Consider the following 18145-nt stretch of genomic DNA (forward strand, 5'->3'; position numbering starts at 1 on the left):
TTATCATCATTGTTGAGCCATTGCCGGGTCTGCGGAGAGCGTCGGCGCGGCGCGTTCAGGGCGTCGGGGTACAAACGACACTATCCATGCCACCAGCGAGGTGAGCGCGCGGAAAACCACCTTCACCGACGGCGGCGAAAACTCCGCCAGGTGACGATAGCCACGGAACCCCAGCTTGAGGATATCCAGCAGGCTTTCCATCGGCTTGTCTTCCGGGAAGCTATCCTGCCAAAGCGCCCACGTATCGGCGCGGGCAAACGTACACTGCACAAAATCGATATGCTGCTGGTTGGTCAACGGCAGCAGCTGCAATCCCACTTCGCTGCCGTTGACCCGCGCGACCCGCACCGGGAAGGCATACTCCTGCTGTCCCCGTTTGAGCAGCAGCCTGGCGTTCTGCCCCTCCAACACCTGCGCGTCGCCGTGAATTTTGATCCCCAGCCCACCGTCGGAATAGTCGTGAACGGTGCAGGAGAACAGATGGCCATCTTCGCGGGCAATTGCCGCCGGCATGCTCATTTCGACACGATGCGACCGGCGGACCTGCTTGCTTTCGACCGAGACCGCCACCGCGCCGCCAAGAATAATCAGGTTGTAGAACACCCAGACAATACTCACCCAGACGGTGAGAATTTCATTTTCCGGGCCGTACATAAAGCGCCAGATCCCCACCGCGACGCCGACCAGGTTGAGCAGCACGAGGTAGATATAGGGCCGGGAGATCACCCAGTCGACATACTCCTCTTCCACCAGTCCGCCCTTCGCGGTGACGTTGAATTTGCCTTTATGCGGGTTAATCAGCGCCACAAAGGTGGGCGGCGCGATATACCAGGCGAGCACCGTCTCGTAGATTTCACTCCAGAACGAATGGCGATATTTGCCCTGAATCTTCGAGTTGGTCAGGCTGGCGTGGATCATATGCGGCAACACGAATAGCGCGATCATCAGCGCTGGCGCATAAATGATATAGGCATGGAGCAGCAAAAAGGCCAGCGGCGCCGTGAGGAAGATGAGGCGCGGAATACCGGAGAGAAAGTGAAGCATGGCGTTGGCGTAGCAGACGCGCTGTACCAGCTTCAGGCCTTTGCCAAACAGCGGATTATCGAGGCGGAATATCTGCACCATCCCGCGCGCCCAGCGGATGCGCTGGCCGATATGCGCGGATAAACTCTCCGTCGCCAACCCCGCCGCCTGCGGAATACGCATATAGGCGGAGGTGTAACCCCGCCGGTGCAGACGCAGCGAGGTGTGGGCATCTTCGGTCACCGTTTCGACGGCAATCCCGCCGATCTCATCCAGCGGACCGCGGCGAATCACGGCGCAGGAGCCGCAAAAGAAGGTGGCGTCCCACATGTCGTTCCCGTCCTGCACCAGGCCGTAGAATAGCGTCCCTTCGTTCGGCGTTTTGCGAAAACGACCAAGGTTGCGCTCGAAGGGATCGGGCGAGAAGAAGTGGTGCGGGGTCTGCATCATCGCCAGCTCTTTCTCTTTCAGGAACCAGCCCATGGTCATCTGCAGAAACGAGCGCGTCGGCACATGGTCGCAGTCAAAGATCGAGACGAACTCCCCTTTGGCGTATTTCAGCGCATTGTTGATGTTGCCGGCTTTGGCGTGCTCATGGCTGGTACGGGCGATATAGTGCACCCCGACATCTTTGGCAAACTGGCGAAACGCTTCCCGTCCGCCGTCGTCAAGGATCCAGATGTTAAGCTTGTCCTTCGGCCAGTCGATGCCCTGCGAGGCATAGATGGTGTTTTTCACCACGTTGAGATCTTCGTTGTAGGTGGGGACGAAGATGTCCACCGTCGGCCACAGATCCATATCCTCCGGCAGCGGCACCGGTTGGCGGTTCAACGGCCAGACCACCTGGAAGTAGCCCAGCACCAGCACCACCCAGGCGTAGGTCTCAGCGAACAGCAAAATAATCCCGCACACCAGGCTTACCGGGTCGTTCCAGTTCAGCGTCGAGGTATAGCGCCACCAGATATAGCGGCACGAGACCGTCAGCGACAGCACGATCAGCATCAGCGCCGAGAAGCGGCCGGGGATGCGCCGCACCAGCAGCGCCACGCCCCACAGCAGCATCAGGAAGATAAACTGCGACAGTGGGTTAAAAGGCTGCGTAATACACATCAGCGCCAGCACCAGCGAGCAGCAGGTCACCCCCCCAAGGATGGCCCGGCGCAGTTTGGGATTGAGGTGCGCCAGCTCTTTCTGTTTATCCAGATGACCGGTGCGGGCGTTGACTTGCTCAGGCAATTTTTCCAGCCACTGCGTATAGCGACCGTGCACCCCTTCCAGCGCCGCCAGCGAACGCCAGTTGACCTTTTTCTCCGGCTCCGGCACGCGCGTTGTCAGTAACCACAGGGATTGCAGCAGGTAGCGCAGCGGATCCAGCGGACGTGGCCGATGCGGATTAATATGGGGGAAATAGGTGTCATGGTGCGCCAGAATCGCCTGCCAGCGCGGCGTCTCCAGCGGCATTAGCGCCCAGACCAGCGATGCCCACAGGCAGCCAAGCGACGCCGACAGCCAGGAGGCGCCATGCTGCCGGTAGTCGTCATAGCGCGCGCGCAGCCGTTCCCCCACCGGCGGGGCCAGCAGCAGCGTGCTGAGGCGGATCATGCCGGCCTCCCGCCGGCATAGTGGATCAGACACCAGTTCGCCAGGGTCAGTACCTCTTCCGCCGCCAGAGAGTCCTGGCGATACTCCCCAAGGGGCTGCTTCGCCGCCAGGCACTCGGCCATCGCCTCGTCGCGATGAATGGTCACCGGCAGGATGCGCGGCTGGCTCTCGAGCCACAGCTGGTAGAGATCTTCCTGTAGCTGGCTGCCGACCCGCAGATCGTTAATCAGAATATCGCTGTTGGCCGGAAAGGGCTGCTGGTGCAAACGGATATGGCTGTTGGCGTCGGGATGGACCACCACCAGCGAGCGGTCGCAGAGCGTCAGCAGCTCGCGGGTCAACGGCGAATAGCCCGCCGGCAGATCCAGCAGTAGCCAGCGGTACTGCCCCTGCAGCTGCTGTACGGCCTCCGTCATCGCCCCCAGGGTGGGCTGCAGCTGGTCGACGTTTTCTCTTTCGCCCGCGCTGAGCTGGCCAAACGGCAGCAGATCGATATGCTGCGTATAGCGCAGACCCGCGTCGCGCCAGTCCCGGCCATCGAGCAGCGCCCGCGCCCAGCCGTCCTGATGATGGATGTCGGTATTGAAGAAAAAACGCAGCATATTATCCGGGCTGGCGTCGATCGCCAGCACCGTTTCACCGAGCAATTGCAGCGCCCAGGCGAGTGCAGCCGTAATGGACGTGACGCCAGTCCCCCCTCGCACGCCCTGTAATCCCAGAATAGCCATCTCCGGCTTCCTTATTTTTTCTCTGCAAACTCTGCCAGCAGCGGCCAGCGCTTCAGCGCCGCGTTCAGCTGTTCGCGCCTGGAAATATCATGATAATCAATATCCGGCAGGGAAAATGCCCGGCTAAGCGCCAGAAAATCATTTTGAAAGGTGTACCCCAGCGTGGCGTCCGTGGGTACCGCAGGATCTTTTGCTGGCATATCTCTGTCCGTTCGAAATTTATTATTAAACCAGAGGACGTATACAGCGCATCCTTAAAAAGCAGGTGTACATGCTAAAACTGATGACCTTTAATTTCAATGTTAGGTTTACTCTGTCAGTTTCGCTAGTAAACTTATCCAGTGTGAATCAGGGCGCACGAGGGATGCCGTGGATAGTGTATTTACTTTGGGTATTTCATCATTATGGGATGAAGTGTGCCATATGCCGGTCGGCGGGGTATGGTGGCTCAACGTTGACCGTTATGCCGATGCCGTTAGTCTATTTAATCAGACGCTGGCCACGCAGGCGAAAAACAGCAAGGTTGCCGCGCTGGTGATGGGGAATAAACCAAATGATATCATTTCATTAGAACGCATTCACGGCCCGGATAATATTGCACTGTTTACCCTGCCGAATCGTCCGGAGGCGCTGGAAGAAATACATCGCGACTTGGTCTGCTCCCTCGAACCTGGCAATTATTTATTTATTCTGCTATGTGCTGAAAATGCCTGGAAAAATATAAATAACGAAAAGTTATGCGCCTGGGTGGAAAAGACCAGTCGCTGGGCGCAATATCATCGCTGCGCATTCTTAGCGATCAATTCCGCGCAGGATATTGATCGGCAGCTGACTCCCTTATTACGTGAGTACCGCTCCCTTTCCGGACTGGCAAGTATTCGTTACCAGGGTGACCGGCATATCTTTGATATTGCCTGGTGGGGAAGCGATAAGGGTATCAGCGCCCAGCAGCAGCTGATGGTGCAACATGATGACGCCGGCTGGCGATTAGCGCAGGACGCTGAAACCAGCGTGCAGCCGCGCAGCGATGAAAAAACGATCCTCAGCAATGTGCGCGTGCTGGAAGGTGCCCCGCCGCTGTCGGAATACTGGACGCTGTTTGACACCAACGACGAGGTCTTCAACGCCGGGCGCACCGCGCAGGCGGCAACGATCCTCTTCTCCATTACCCAAAATACGCAAATTGAACAGCTGGGCCGCTATATTCATACCCTGCGTCGCCAGCGCGGCACGGCGCTGAAAATTATTGTCCGCGAACAAACCCCCAGCCTGCGCGCGACTGATGAGCGGCTACTGCTCAGCAGCGGCGCCAGCCTGGTGATCCCCAGCAGCGCATCGCTCTCCCGCTGCCTGACGCTAATCGAAAGCGTACAGAACCAAAAGTTCTCCCGCCATATCCCGGAAGATTTTGCCACCCTGCTCACCTGGAGCCAGCCGTTAAAGCTGCGCGGCTACCAGAAGTGGGATGCCTTCTGCGAAGCGGTGCACAACGTGATGACTAATACCCTGCTTCCACCCGACAGCAAAGGCGTGATGGTGGCCCTGCGCCCGGCGCCGGGGCTGCGCGTTGAGCAGGCGCTGACGTTATGCAAACCTAACCGGATGGGCGACATCATGACCATCGGCAATAACCGGCTGGTGCTGTTTTTGTCGTTTTGCCGGATCAATGACCTCGATACCGCGCTAAACCACATTTTCCCGCTGCCGACCGGCGATATTTTTTCTAACCGTATGGTGTGGTTTGAAGACAAGCAAATCCTCTCGGAAATCGTAATCATGCGCGGCGTCGAGCCGGCGCGCTGGAACACGCCGCTGCCTCTCACGGTCGGTAAAAACGAGACCATCAACGCCACCCATGATGGACGCCACTGGCGACGCTATCCCGAACCACACCGGTTAACCACCCGTGAGGAGCAAGCCTGATGATGTCTATCGCCGATATTCTGCAACTGGTGGTGCTCTGCGCCCTGCTGTTTTTTCCGCTGGGCTACCTGACGCGCCACTATCAGCGCCGGATCCGCACGACGTTAAGACTGATGTTCTTTAAACCCCGTTACGTGAAACCGGCAGGAGTATTACGCCGGGGAACAACGGTTAAGCAAGGCAAAGCGAACAAATGACAAATAAAAAAACGACCGCGGCACCGCTTCCGCTCTGGCAGTACTGGCGCGGCCTTGGCGGCTGGAACTTCTACTTTCTGGTCAAGTTTGCCCTGCTGTGGGCCGGGTATCTCAATTTTCACCCGATGCTTAACCTGGTGTTTCTCGCCTTTCTGCTGGTGCCAATCCCGCGCGAAAAGCTGCACCGCATCCGCCACTGGATCGCCATTCCGCTGGGATTCGCGCTGTTCTGGCACGATACCTGGCTGCCCGGGCCAGAGTCGATTTTTAGCCAGGGATCGCAAATCGCCGGCTTCAGCGCCAGCTATATCTGGGATCTGATTGTCCGCTTTATCAACTGGAGCATGGTCGGCGCCTTCTTTGTTTTACTGGTGCTGTGGCTGTTTATCAGCCAGTGGCTGCGCGTTACCGTGTTTGTCTCCGCGATGGTCGTCTGGCAGGCGGTCAGCCCGCTGCTGCCGGCCTTTACCATTTGGCCTGCCGGTCAGCCCACCACCGCCGCCGCCACCGCGCCGGCCAACGTCGGGACCAACGCCGCCGCTGGCGCCGCGTCCAGCCCGGCCAGCAGCGATATTCCGCCGCAGACCGAGCCGCCGACCTCGGCCAACCTCACCAACTGGCTGAACGGTTTCTATGCCGCCGAGCAGAAGCGCAAGACGCCGTTCCCGGACCAGCTGCCGGCGGATGCGCAGCCGTTTGACCTGCTGGTGATCAATATCTGCTCGCTCTCCTGGTCGGATATTGAAGCCGCCGGGCTGATGGACCACCCGCTGTGGAAGCATTTCGATATCGTCTTCAAAAACTTTAACTCAGCGACCTCCTACAGCGGACCAGCGGCGGTGCGTCTGCTGCGCGCCAGCTGCGGCCAGCTGTCGCATACCAACCTGTATCAGCCATCCGGCGCCGATTGCTACCTGTTTGAAAACCTGGCGAAACTCGGCTTCAACCAGCAGTTGATGCTCGGCCACAACGGCCTGTTCGGCGACTTCCTAAAAGAGCTGCGTTCGCTGGGCGGCATGCAGAGCCCGCTGATGGACCAGAGCGGTCTGCCGGTCAGCCTGCAGGCATTTGATGGCTCGCCAGTGTATGAGGATCTCGCGGTTCTCAACCGCTGGCTGAAGACCGAAGAGGCCAGCAGCAATCCGCGGAGCGCCACGTTCTATAACACCCTGCCGCTGCATGACGGCAATCACTTCCCGGGACAAAGCAAAACCGCGGACTACAAAGTGCGGGCGCAGAAGCTGTTTGACGACCTGGATAACTTCTTCACCGAACTGGAAAAATCGGGGCGTAAGGTGATGGTGGTGGTGGTGCCGGAACACGGCGGCGCGCTGAAGGGCGATAAGATGCAGGTGTCTGGCCTGCGGGATATCCCGAGCCCGTCGATCACTAACGTCCCGACGGCGGTGAAATTCTTCGGCATGAAGGCGCCGCATGAAGGCGCGCCAATTATCATCGATCAGCCCAGCAGCTACCTGGCGGTGTCGGAGCTGGTGGTGCGCGCCCTCGACGGCAAAATGTTCAGCGAAGACAGCGTCAACTGGCAGCAGTATGTCGCCAACCTGCCGCAGAGCGCGGCGGTGTCCGAAAACGCCAACGCCATCGTTATCCAGTATCAGGGCAAGCCTTATGTCCAGTTGAATGGCGGCAGTTGGGTGCCTTATCCGCAATAAGCGACAAGGCCGCCTATTCTGGCGGCCTTACATCGTGAGACGTTCCTGCTCTTTTCTCTCAGCCCGCAGGATACGGGCTGAGAAACCTGCAAAGCCATCACAGCGCTAGCGCTGATCCTGTTTCGCCAGCCAGACCAGCAGCTTGAGGCTGGCGGAGTAATAATCATCCTTGTCGTCAATCTGCGGCGCTTCCAGCGGTTCGCCAAGCGTTAAATCACGCACCGCCAGCAGGCCGCCGGCCATATTCCACGGGGCGACCTCGTTGGTGCTAACGTTGATCCACGCCGGAGTTTGCAGGCGCGGGTAACTCTGCATCCAGGCTTTCCACGGTGCGAGCAAGGCGCTGTGCGGATCGACCCACGAGATATACAGCGGGATACGGATCGCATCGAAACTCATCCGCGGCGGCCACTCTTTGGCCGGCAGCATCTTGCCATCCGCCCGCAGCGCCACCCAGTCGCTGGGCAGATGCGATTTCCCCCAGCCCATCTGCCCCAGCAGCGCCTGCCCGTCACTCTGCAATGTCCGCCAGGCGGTCAGGTGCGTCCGCTCCGCAAAGGCGCGCCAGGCCGGGAAGATGAAATAGGAGGGGTTAAGGTTCAGGTGGTCGTTGCGGTTAAACCCCTTCACGCCCGGGAGCATCACCTGGCGACCGGCGAAAGTCACCACCGTATATTTCAGCAGGGAGGCGGTGATGGCATCGGAGGCCGTGGCGTAGCGCTTGTCCTGCCACTGCTTTTGCGCGCGCAGCAGCGCCCAGGCGATCAGGGTATCGCCATCGGTGGCGTTGTTTTTATCGGCGATCGGGTCCGGCGCCACCGGGTTATAGCGCCAGTAAAACAGCCCGTTAGACTTGTCGCGCAGGGTGCTGTCCGTCCACTGCCACAGCTTGTCGAACGCCGGGCGATCGTTATTCGCCACCGCCAGGAGCATGGCGAAGCCCTGGCCTTCCGTATGCGACACATTGCCATTGGCGGTATCAATGATACGGCCGTCAGGCATCATAAAACGGGCCTTATAACGCTCCCAGGCCGTATCCGCCCACGCCCGGGGCACCAGCATTACTGCCGTTGTCACTATCACCGCCACTAAAGCACGCAGGGGCATAAATTCACTCATTATGGATGGTAGTAAAGAAACTGAACGTCAGAGACAGAGAACACCCGCTCACGCTGCAATATTACGTGAGCGCTGCCTCCCTGACTCTGCAGCCAGCGAGAATATAACCCCTCGAGTATGGCACAGAACGCGTTGCACCAGCGCACGCGCCCCGCATCGTCGCGGCTGACCGGCAACGCCTGATGGCGCAAGCGCAGGCCATCCTCACCGACGTCGATGGTCACCACCCCCCAGTGGAAATGGGTCAGCAGCCGGTTGATATTCGCCTCCAGCTCCCCTACAGTCTCCGACGCCGGCAACGGATGGGTCTCCGCCAACGAGGCGCCCATCTGACGCAGGAAGGGCTGACTTTCCAGCTCGCCTGCATTATTTAACATACCTTCGACCATAATAATCAACAGATCGAACCATCCGGCAGGCGTTTGCTGCTGCTGAAACCAGGTCATCACCACCGGGTTATTGTTCTCCGTCATCATCAATGATCTCCTAACATATAGCGAATATAGAGCCCGGCGGTGCTTTCGTTATAATCCCCGAAGGTGTCATAGCCAATCTGGCCCCCCAGCGTCATCTGTTTGTTGACCTTGTAATCCGCCCCGGCGCGCAGGGTATAGCCGATGCCGCTCTTCGAGGTCGCAGAATAGTAGGCTTCCTTGGCAAACCCATTGCTCACCGCCGTCTCCAGGGTCTGCTGCCACTCCGAATTGGTCGGGAAATAGGCGCTCTTATCCTGGCTGTAAGACTGATAGCCCACCGAGCCGCCGAGCTTCATGGTCCAGTTATCATATTTTTCCGTCAGACTGACCGGCAGCGACACGCTGACGTAGTTTTGCGGACTAAAGTAGCCCCCCTGGCCATAGGTGAAGTAGCTGAGGTTTTTGGAGTAATCCATATAGCTCATGCTCAACCCGGCCTGCAGCTGGCGGTATTCGTCATGATAGGGCCGCAGATAGACCCCGGCATTGGCGTTGATGCTGGTGTTGCTGGCGACGTTCTGCCCCAGGTAGCTGTAACCGCCGCCGCCAACGTAGAAGCCCGCGTCACCGTCGTCATAACTCAGCTGCAGGGTGCCGCCGTTTTTCGTCACCTGCCCCCAGGTTTTACCGGAATAGGCATCCTTCAGACCGACATACGAAAGCAGGCTGTCGGTGAGCGAGCGGCGTTCGCCGGTGAGGATCAGCGACAGATAGTTGGTCAGCTTGGGCGACCATTTCACCCCGCCGACAACGGTATTCAGATCCTGGCCCAGCGGCGTGCTGCCGATATCGACCCGGTAATCGTCACCGCTTAGCGCCAGCGCCAGTTCGACGCCGTTGGCCTTCTGCGAATCGGTCGAGCCGCTGGTCTGGTCAACGTTCGGCTTACGGCTGGACGAGGAAAGATAGCTGGCCACCTGCCCCGAATCATAGCTCCCGAGCTTCGCCAGGTTTTCCATCCCGCTGCTGGTGGTCGGATTGAAGTCCGCCGCGTTCAGGGTGCCCAGGCCGCTTAACGCCTCTGCCCCCGGATTGCTGGCAAAATAGGCCGTCCGCTCCGCCTCGGTCATCGAGGCGATCGCCGCCTGCTCGCTGGTGGCGGTACTCACCATATTGGAGACCGCATTGGCCAGCGGGTTGGCGCCGTAGCGACGCCAGGCGTCGCCGCTGGCGGTCCCGGCGTTTAACGATACCGGGGTGACGGTAAAGTCAAAGCGCGAGTCGCCAAACGGCGAGGAGGACCAGGTCAGCGGCGTTCTGAGCTCCGTCAGCTTGCTGGTGCCCGATTCGCCGTCGCGTCCGCGCACGTCCATTCCCCCCTGCAGCCAGCTGCCGGTTTTCTCCTGCAGCGACTCCATCATGGTGTCCACCTGACGCAGCATCCGCGTCTGGGCGGTGTCCACCGGCAGATCGGTGCGCTGGATCCCCGGCAGTGAGGAGCCGGGCGCGGCGGCCGACTGGGCAACCTGCCACGGCATATACTGCCCGTAGGCGGAAGCCGTCCGCGTCGGCGCCGACGTTTGCGACACGCCGATGAAGGGGTTATCCGCCGCCAGCACCCCGCCGACGGTCGGCGTTTCGCTGCTGTTGGTGCTTTGCATGCCCAGCAGTTTGCCGCGGGCGCTGCGCAGGTAGGTCATCGCCTGCTGATGATGACCCTGGGCCTCCGCCACTCTCGCCAGCAGCAGCAGGCGATCCGGGGAGTTATCCTGACGCAAGCCGCCGGCCAGCTGTTCCGCGCGATCGTTGTTCCCCGCCGACAGCGCCACGTCGATAGCCCCGGCGCGCGCATCCTGGTTCGGCGTATCGCGCGTCATCAGGTAGTCATAGACCACCCCGGCCTCTTTGTTCATTTTGCCGCTCTGGTACAGCCGCGCCATCGCGAACATCAGATCGGTATTCTGCGGATCGCTTTGCATGGCGCGGATCAGCTTGTCATACGCCGCGGCGTAGTTGCCCTGCTCGCGCAGGCGGTCGGCCTCGTTGATCACATAGCCATTGCGAATGCTCGCCAGCTGCGTCGGCGTACTGCTGGCCTGCAGCTGCGGATTGCTGATCAGGTTCTGCGCCTCGCCGGTCAGCCCGGCCTGGTTCAGGACGGCGATTTGATCGGCGTAATCCCCGGCGTTGCCGGACACCCCGCCGCTGATATTGTTGCGCACCAGCGATACCGCGGTGGTCAGGTCGCCGCTCTCGGCCAGCAGCCGCGCCAGCTTGCCGGCGTCCGCCGGGGCTTTCGGCGGCGTGGAGGCCATCGCCCGCAGGGTATTACTGGCGGCGATGGTATTGCCCTGCGCCAGGTAGTTTTCGGCGGTCACCAGCTGCAAGTTGTAGTTCACCCGCTGACGTAAATCGCGCATGTCGCTGGTCTGGCTGCCGCCGGGAATGCGCGCCAGCAGCGTCTGCGCCTGTTGCCAGGCGCCGTTTTCGCTGGCGAACAGCGCGGCGGCATACAGCGCGCTGTTGCTGGCGCCGGGGCGATAGGCCGCCGACATCAGCGAAGAGGCCTCGCTGGCGTTACCCGATTTTTGCAGCAGTCGGGCCAGATCGAGACGCAGCCAGGGATCGTCCGGATAGCGGGCAACGCCTTCGCGCAGGGTGGCTATTGCGCCGGCTGGGTTACCGCTGCTGACCTGCGCCTGGGCCTGACGACGCAGGGCGTCGCCTGGCATGCCGGCCACCACTCGCGGCTGCAGTTTTTGCTGTAGGCTCTGCGGCAGCGTCTGCAGCATCGCCTGCGCCTCGGCGGATTTATTCTGCTCGCGCAGCACGTAGTAGAGGTTTTCCCGCGCCGCCGCATTCTGCGGGTCGTCGTTTAACAGTGAGCGCAACGTTTGCTCGGCCTGGGGTAAATCTTTGTTATGCCGCAGAACATCGGCGCGAAACAGCTTCGCCGAGGCGCCCCGCGCCCCGCTCTGCTGCGCAAGCGGCGCGGAGAGCGCCAGCGCCTGGCTGATATTGCCCTGCTTATAGGCCTGCTGAGCCTGCGCCAGCTGGCCGTAGAACAGGGCATCAGCCGCCTGCTGACGGCGGGTCGCCGAGGCGTCGCCGCCGAGGTCCGCCGCCCGGCTCAGATATTGCGATGCGGCTTGGTAGTCGCCGCTGCGCTGCGCGATATAGCCCATGCCCGCCAACGCATCGGCATCCTGCGGGTTGGTCTGCAATACCTCTTCAAACTGCTGCTTCGCGGCAGCGGTATTGCCGCTGTTGAGATTGGCGTAGCCCTGGCCGCGCGCCTGACCGCTGCGCCGTTCACGAAAGTAGTTCTGAACTTCGCTATCCTGCGGATGACGCTGCATCCAGGTGTCGTAATACTGCTCATCCCCGGCCTGCGGCCCCAGCCAGAGCAAGGCCTGACGCAAGCCGCTGTCCGCCTCTTTATTGCCGCTGGCCATCGGCTCGAGCAGGGCGATCCCTTCCCGACGGGTATCTTCCCGCCAGGTTAACGCTTTGCCCAACGCTACCCGCGGGGCGTTCTCCTGGGGATGCTGCGCCACGTACTGCCGCAGTTCGCTAATGGCCTGCGGATAGAGCGATTTGTCGCTGGCCATGGTCAGGTAATATTCCGCCGCCAGCCCGGCAGGCGGCGTATTGCCATTGAACATGCTGCGCCAGGTCGCCAGCGCGCCGGGGATATTGCCGCCGCGCGCCTGCTGGCGAGCCAGACTGAGCTGGCCCTGCGGCACCTGCGACATTTTTTTGGCGTTGTCCAGATCCTGCAGTCCCGGGCTGTCCGGCGCCGCTTTCGCCAGCCGCGCGCGCCACTGCGCCGCCGCCTGCATATCGCCGCCCTGCTGCGACCAGAGCGCCATCAGATACAGCGCCTGGGTGTTGTTGGCATCCACCGAGAGCACCTTCTGCAGGGACTCCATCGCCAGCTCGTCATGGGATTTCTCATGCCAGTAGTTGGCCTGGGCGAACAGCGCCTGCAGCGCCGCGTCGTTACCCGCCGCCAGCGCGCCGCCAGAAGCGCCGAGAGCCAGGGCGCCGGTGAGGCAGAATGTGGTGAGCCGCCGGGAGCTTTTCATCGTTATCGTTATCTTTCTTTTCATTGGTTATCCCCCGAACCCAGACGCTTACGGGCGTGACGTTTAAACATCGCGGTCAGCGCCAGTCCCATTATCGAGGTGGCAATCAGCCCCAGCAGAGCGAGGAAACCGGAGTGCTGGCTGGCATACCAGACCGCCATCATGTACCACGGCATCTGACCGCTGGGGAACGGCGTACTTACCTGGAAACTACGCACCCCGTTATCGCTGGTGATCACCGCGGTATCGCCACGGATCCCGGCATTGATGCGCGGTGAGTCCAGATCGTTTTTCAGTCGCGCCAGCTGGTCATCATTGCTGGCCATCGCCACCACCACCAGGCGGGCGGGATTCCACGGCGAACGATAGCTGATAAACCCGCGCCAGGCGCTGCTGGATGAGAAGTAGCGATCGGCATCGAGGCTGGCGGAGGTCCAGTCGCCGGTGAGTCGGCGCTGCGCTTTTTGCCACAGGTCGGGCTCGCGGACGCTCAGCACATTATCCACCGGGCGGTAGGGTGAGTCGGCCAGCAGGCTCTGGTTGAAGGCCTGCTGATCGAGAGCGGTGACCGCCAGCACATCACGTTCGCGCAGCGACTGCAAATCCCCGCCGCCGGTGGGCATCCCGAGCACGACGCGGTTATTCGCCAGCGCGGTGCCGGTCGCATTCCCGGAGCGCGCCGCCAGATTCAGCAGGGTTGCCACCTGGGTCTCAGACGGTTCCGCCGGCAGCAGGAGCGTCGTTTGCGAATAGTCCGCCAGCCGCGAGAAAGGGAAAGAGGCGCCGACGAAATAGGAGAGGTTTGGCAGCAGCGAGAAGTGTCGCGTTTTGCTCAAATCAATCCATGAGTCGTCAGTGATGCGGCTCTTGATATTGTTATTCAGCAGAACCGAGCACGGAACATCGTCCTTCGGCACCACATTGAAGTACATCGACAGCTGGTTATCGCCATAGATCAGGTAGGGTGCCAGCGGGATGGTAAAGCGCTCCTGGCGCGCATCGCCCCCGAGGTAGCGCCAGACTTTCTCCAGCGGCCCCTGCTTGTTCATCGGCAGGTTGTTGAGGAAGGTGCCGTTGAGCGTGACGCTCAGCAGGGACTTGTCTTCATTGATCCAACTCTCCGACGGGAAGCGGTAGCCAACCTGCAGCGGGATCGTCTCGCCATCCCACAGATAGAGGTCCGGCGCGGCGCGGAAGGCGATACGTAAAGGTTCGTGCCAGACGCCGCTGACGGTCGGGCTTTGATCCTTACGCAGCAGTTCGCTGAGTCTGACTGGACGATCGGTGGGGATCCAGCGCGGCGCATCGTACGCTTTGCCAACCGGGATGGTCTGTGGTTCAACATCCAGCGTCGCGGTTTGCGGCGCGAAGTTGCCGCGGGTCAGGCGCCAGGCGGCCATGCGCAGCGCGGTATCGTTTTTGCCGACAATCAACAGCAGCTTGTAGGCTGGATTGGCGGGGTTGGCGATGATGCGCAGCAGTGGCTTATCGGTTTCCGGCAGCGTCATGCCGCCCACCTGCTCGCCCGGGTGGCCAATCACGATACCGTGGCGTTCCGGCAGGCGGTCGCGCAGCGCGCTGAAGGCGATGCCGCGATAGTCCGCCTGGATACCCAGCCAGGAAGAGACCAGCGCCGCGGCGCTGAAGACGTCGGCCGACGGCTTCGCTCCATAGGAAACGGCGATGTCCGCCGGCGTCATCTGCATGCTGTCGAAGAATGGACGCGGGAAGTGGCTCAGATCGTCGCTGATGTTCAACTGCTGGCTTTCCCAGCTGAAATGCGACGTGGGCAGCACCGTCACCCGCGACGAATCATGAATGTCACGCTGGCACTGCAGGGTATCGCCATCGTTGATCTTCACGCTCAGGTTATTACTGGAAACCATCAGCGCGGGCGGGATATCCAGTTGATAATGGGAGACATCCTCGCCATCGGCGCCCAGCGGCAGGGTGCCGAGCGGTTGACCGTTGAGCATCAGCTGCAGGGTGGCGTTGCGGCTCGCCATTTCCGGCGATACGCGAACGGCAAGGCTAAGCTGCGAATGGATCACCACCTGATCGGAAGGCAGGGTAAAGCTGACGCCCCCCTGCCGCTGACCGCCGCTGAGAATAATGCCGTCCGGCATCCCCATCTGCGCCAGATTCAGATCGCCTCCCCAGACCGGGGCGACAGGAATGACCTCCGGCGCGGCCGACCCGCTCACCGGCGGGGGCAAGTCCGGCATATCCGGCGCAGGGGCCGTCGCCGCCGCATCGCCGGCGGTGGCGGGGGCTGTCGGGGAGGCGCTCTCCTCCGGCGAGGCGGCCGGGGGTTCGTCGCCTGGCTCGCTGTCCGCCGCGCCATTGAGCTGCGGAAAGCTCAGCGGCGCGGCGGCGCCGGAGCCCGGTTCTTCACTGTGCAGCGCAGGCGCAGAGAGCATCCCTGCCAGCAGCGCCAGCGTCGTTAATCGCTTCATAACGTGCCATCCTCCTGCGCCGTTTTCGCCACTGTTGCCCGATTGCGCTGGCTGCGACGGGTTTTCCACGTCAGCCAGAACAATTCAAACACGCAGCGTAAAATGGTGAAGAAGGAGCGGAACGGGTTATCCTGCGGGCGCGGCGGATTAATCCACGCATCCGCGCGGGCCAGCACCACGCGCACCAGCTCACGGCGGCGCGAAAGCGGAATATCTTCATCAAACTTGAGGCGCAGGAAGCGCTCGTCAGAGGTGACCAACTGAGCCGGGATGGAGATAGCCCCGGACTGCAGGATCAGCTCAACCTCTTCGATATCATCCTCCAGATGGCGCTTATCCGGCGCCACCACGCGGCAACCGCCCATCGACAGATCCTCGGTGTGGCTGCGGGACACGATGCCGCTGGCGTAATGGATCACTACCGGGATATCGACATCGATACGAATGGTTTTCCGCACCTGCCGCGTTTCACGCGCCACGGCAATCGCCGCCAGCAGGAAGATCAGGCTGTAGATCCCCCACCCGACGTTCAGAGCGATAACGTTGGGGTCCGAGCCAAAGTAGTCATGGCCAATCGCCCGGACGATGCCGACGATCACCCCCAGCGCCAGCAGACAGGCCACCACCAGGTGCGGACGCACCACGGTGAAATCGAAGTAGCCGACGTCCAGCAGGCCGCCCTTATCGGTGACGTTGAATTTGCCGCGTTTGGGGAAAATCATCGTCACCAGGGTCGGCAGCACCAGGTGGAAAGCCAGCACAATGTCGTAGATTTCCCCCCAGAAGCTGTAGCGATAGCGGCCATTCATTCGCGAACCGACGTAGATGGCGAGAAACAGGTGCGGCAGCGCATAGGAGACGATCAGGCTCGCTGACGAGTAAATGATATTGAGGTTAAACAGCAGATAAGCCAGCGGGGCGGTGACAAACACCACCCTCGGGAGCGCAAACTGGTAGTAGAGCATGGCGCTGAGGTAGCACAAGCGCTGCTGGAAGGTCAGCCCGCGGCCAAACAGCGGGTTATCGACGCGAAAAATCTGCGTCATCCCGCGCGCCCAGCGGGTACGCTGGATAACGTGCACCACCAGGCGCTCGGTGGCGAGACCAGCCGCCAGCGGGATATCGAGAAAGGCCGACTTCCAACCAAGGCGCTGGAACTTGAGCGCCGTATGGGCATCTTCGGTCACCGTTTCCACGGCGAAACCGCCGATCTGCGCCAGCGCCTCGCGGCGGATCACCGCGCAGGAGCCGCAGAAAAAGGTGGCGTTCCAGTTATCGTTGCCCTGCTGAATCGGGCCATAGAACAGCATCCCTTCGTTCGGGATGTTGCGTCCGACGGAGAGGTTGCGCTCGAACGGATCCGGGGAATAGAAGTAGTGCGGCGTCTGCACCAGAGCCAGCATCGGATCTTTCAGGAAGCCGCCGACGGTGGCCTGCAGAAACACGCGCGTGGCAACGTGGTCGCAGTCGAAAACACAGATAAGCTCCCCCTGGGTCAGGGTTAGGGCGTGGTTGAGGTTTCCCGCTTTAGCGTGTTTGTTATCGTTGCGGGTGATATAGCCCACCCCGACGTCGGCGGCGAAGACGGCAAACTCGCTGCGCTTACCATCATCCAGAAGATAGATTTTCATTTTATCTTTTGGATAATCAATACATTGTGCCGCGAGGACGGTGTCACGCACCACCTCAAGCGGTTCGTTATAGCTCGGAATATAGATATCCACCGTCGGCCACTTGCTCATATCATCCGGCAGCGGAACAATACCGCGCTTCAGCGGCCACACGGTCTGCAGATAGTTAAGCAGCAGCATCACCCAGATATAGACTTCCGCCAGAAAGAGCCCCATGCCAAGGATAGTTTCAATAGCTGAGTTGAAGTGCAGGGTCTGCGTGAGGCGAAAATACATGTAACGGGTAGACATCAGCAGCGACGTGACGACCATAATGACCGATACGCTGCGGCGCTTGCTGAACCCCATCAGAAAGAGAATACCGATGCTCAGCAGACCAAAAATATACTGCTTCTGGCTGTCCATCGGCGTGATCACCACCAGCACGGCGACGGGTGACAGCACCAGCGCCAGCAACCAAAAAAGAGATTTTTTCATTCAGCAGCCCTGCAATAAGTTAAAGCCCTGACATGCGTGGCTGGCTGTGCACCGTGCCATCGCCAATATGGATACCCAACAGCGACGATATTTTTTTAGCAATAATTTCAATATCGAAGGCCGCTGCCGAGGAAGCGTTAAAGTCCAGAATCGACTTCTGCGACGCATTGGCCTCCACCACGCTTTCATCACGATGGACGATGCCAAGCAGTCGCTCGCCCAGCTTCTCTTCCATCAGGCTGGTGACGTCCCGGCTGACCTGGCGACGGCTATCGCTTTGGTTAATGACGAAATAGTGCCCATGCTTGTGATTCAGCGCCGCGCCGGTCAGGCGCTGTTTTTCCACGTGCGCCAGGGTCGACATCGAGGCGGTATCCGCCAGCAGCGGGATCAGATGCAGGTCCGCCAGCCCCGTCAGCGCCTTTAGCGCCGGCGAAGGCCCTGGCGGCATATCGGCGATGGTGATAAGTCCGGGATAATTCAGCAGTGCGGACAGTCCGCGCTGGAGAAAATGGTCATTGTGGGTCAGCTGCTCATCAAACGCCTGACGCTGCGCTTCGCTCACTTCGCCATACGGCAGGACGAAAATGTTGCTGCCGGCGCTCAGCACGCACTGGCTCCAGTCGTGCAGCTCCAGCGCCTTCGCCACATAGCCGCGCTCATCGTTCAGCGGCACGCCAAAATGCAAACGCAGCGCGTTCTGGACATCAAAATCCAGCGCCAGCACTTTGCTGCCGGTCCGCGCCAGCGAATAGGCTAAATTGGCCGCCAGGGTCGTTTTCCCTACGCCACCTTTCGGTGAACAGACGCAA

The 18145-nt window shown here is 60.6% G+C and carries 11 protein-coding genes and 1 pseudogene; 3 read left to right on the forward strand and 9 right to left on the reverse strand.

Annotated features, from left to right (window positions below):
- Positions 1-6: 6 nt before the first annotated feature.
- The 3 genes from bcsA (ABLU50_RS23190) to bcsR are packed head-to-tail and all read right to left on the reverse strand — an operon-like array spanning position 7 to position 3553.
- Positions 7-2625, reverse strand: a complete 2619-nt coding sequence (gene bcsA, locus ABLU50_RS23190; RefSeq protein WP_004204973.1) for a UDP-forming cellulose synthase catalytic subunit — start codon at positions 2623-2625, stop codon at positions 7-9.
- Positions 2622-3353, reverse strand: a complete 732-nt coding sequence (gene bcsQ / locus ABLU50_RS23195) for a cellulose biosynthesis protein BcsQ (RefSeq protein WP_048325998.1) — start codon at positions 3351-3353, stop codon at positions 2622-2624. Before bcsQ ends, bcsA (ABLU50_RS23190) begins: the two co-directional genes overlap by 4 nt.
- A gap of 11 nt (positions 3354-3364) precedes the next feature.
- Complete coding sequence (gene bcsR / locus ABLU50_RS23200) at positions 3365-3553, reverse strand: cellulose biosynthesis protein BcsR (RefSeq protein ID WP_002921513.1); 189 nt, start codon at positions 3551-3553, stop codon at positions 3365-3367.
- 169 nt (positions 3554-3722) lie between these two features.
- On the opposite strand from bcsR, the gene bcsE reads away from it, so the two are divergent.
- Genes bcsE through bcsG form a run of 3 tightly spaced genes read left to right on the forward strand, consistent with a single transcriptional unit; the run spans position 3723 to position 7146 of the window.
- On the forward strand, positions 3723-5276 hold the full coding sequence (gene bcsE / locus ABLU50_RS23205; RefSeq protein ID WP_087832443.1) for a cellulose biosynthesis protein BcsE: 1554 nt from the start codon (positions 3723-3725) through the stop codon (positions 5274-5276).
- A complete protein-coding gene (bcsF, locus tag ABLU50_RS23210) occupies positions 5276-5473 on the forward strand; it encodes a cellulose biosynthesis protein BcsF (RefSeq protein ID WP_004204976.1) in 198 nt (65 codons plus the stop codon). Before bcsE ends, bcsF begins: the two co-directional genes overlap by 1 nt.
- Positions 5470-7146: a cellulose biosynthesis protein BcsG gene (bcsG, locus tag ABLU50_RS23215; protein WP_004204977.1), complete on the forward strand. Its 1677-nt coding sequence runs from the start codon at positions 5470-5472 to the stop codon at positions 7144-7146. Before bcsF ends, bcsG begins: the two co-directional genes overlap by 4 nt.
- Before the next feature lie 105 nt (positions 7147-7251).
- On the opposite strand, the gene ABLU50_RS23220 is transcribed toward bcsG, so the two are convergent.
- The 6 genes and pseudogenes from ABLU50_RS23220 to ABLU50_RS23245 form a co-directional block, all read right to left on the reverse strand.
- The gene (locus ABLU50_RS23220) at positions 7252-8253 is read right to left on the reverse strand and encodes a glycosyl hydrolase family 8 (protein WP_004204978.1); all 1002 of its coding nucleotides are present in this window, start codon (positions 8251-8253) and stop codon (positions 7252-7254) included.
- 11 nt (positions 8254-8264) lie between these two features.
- Positions 8265-8741, reverse strand: a complete 477-nt coding sequence (gene bcsD / locus ABLU50_RS23225; RefSeq protein ID WP_004204979.1) for a cellulose biosynthesis protein BcsD — start codon at positions 8739-8741, stop codon at positions 8265-8267.
- Complete coding sequence (locus tag ABLU50_RS23230; RefSeq protein WP_043522509.1) at positions 8741-12793, reverse strand: cellulose biosynthesis protein BcsC; 4053 nt, start codon at positions 12791-12793, stop codon at positions 8741-8743. The genes bcsD and ABLU50_RS23230 overlap by 1 nt, the downstream gene beginning before the upstream one ends.
- Positions 12790-15225, reverse strand: a complete 2436-nt coding sequence (bcsB, locus tag ABLU50_RS23235; RefSeq protein WP_004204981.1) for a cellulose biosynthesis cyclic di-GMP-binding regulatory protein BcsB — start codon at positions 15223-15225, stop codon at positions 12790-12792. The genes ABLU50_RS23230 and bcsB overlap by 4 nt, the downstream gene beginning before the upstream one ends.
- Positions 15222-17333 carry a UDP-forming cellulose synthase catalytic subunit gene (bcsA, locus tag ABLU50_RS23240; RefSeq protein WP_004204982.1) on the reverse strand — a complete coding sequence of 704 codons (2112 nt, stop codon included), beginning with the start codon at positions 17331-17333 and terminating at the stop codon, positions 15222-15224. Before bcsA (ABLU50_RS23240) ends, bcsB begins: the two co-directional genes overlap by 4 nt.
- 19 nt (positions 17334-17352) lie before the next feature.
- Positions 17353-18145 (reverse strand): annotated as a pseudogene (locus ABLU50_RS23245) (cellulose synthase operon protein YhjQ/BcsQ).

The sequence above is a fragment of the Klebsiella sp. GG_Kp173 genome, from assembly GCF_040062415.1.
Classification (GTDB): Bacteria; Pseudomonadota; Gammaproteobacteria; order Enterobacterales; family Enterobacteriaceae; genus Klebsiella; species Klebsiella quasipneumoniae.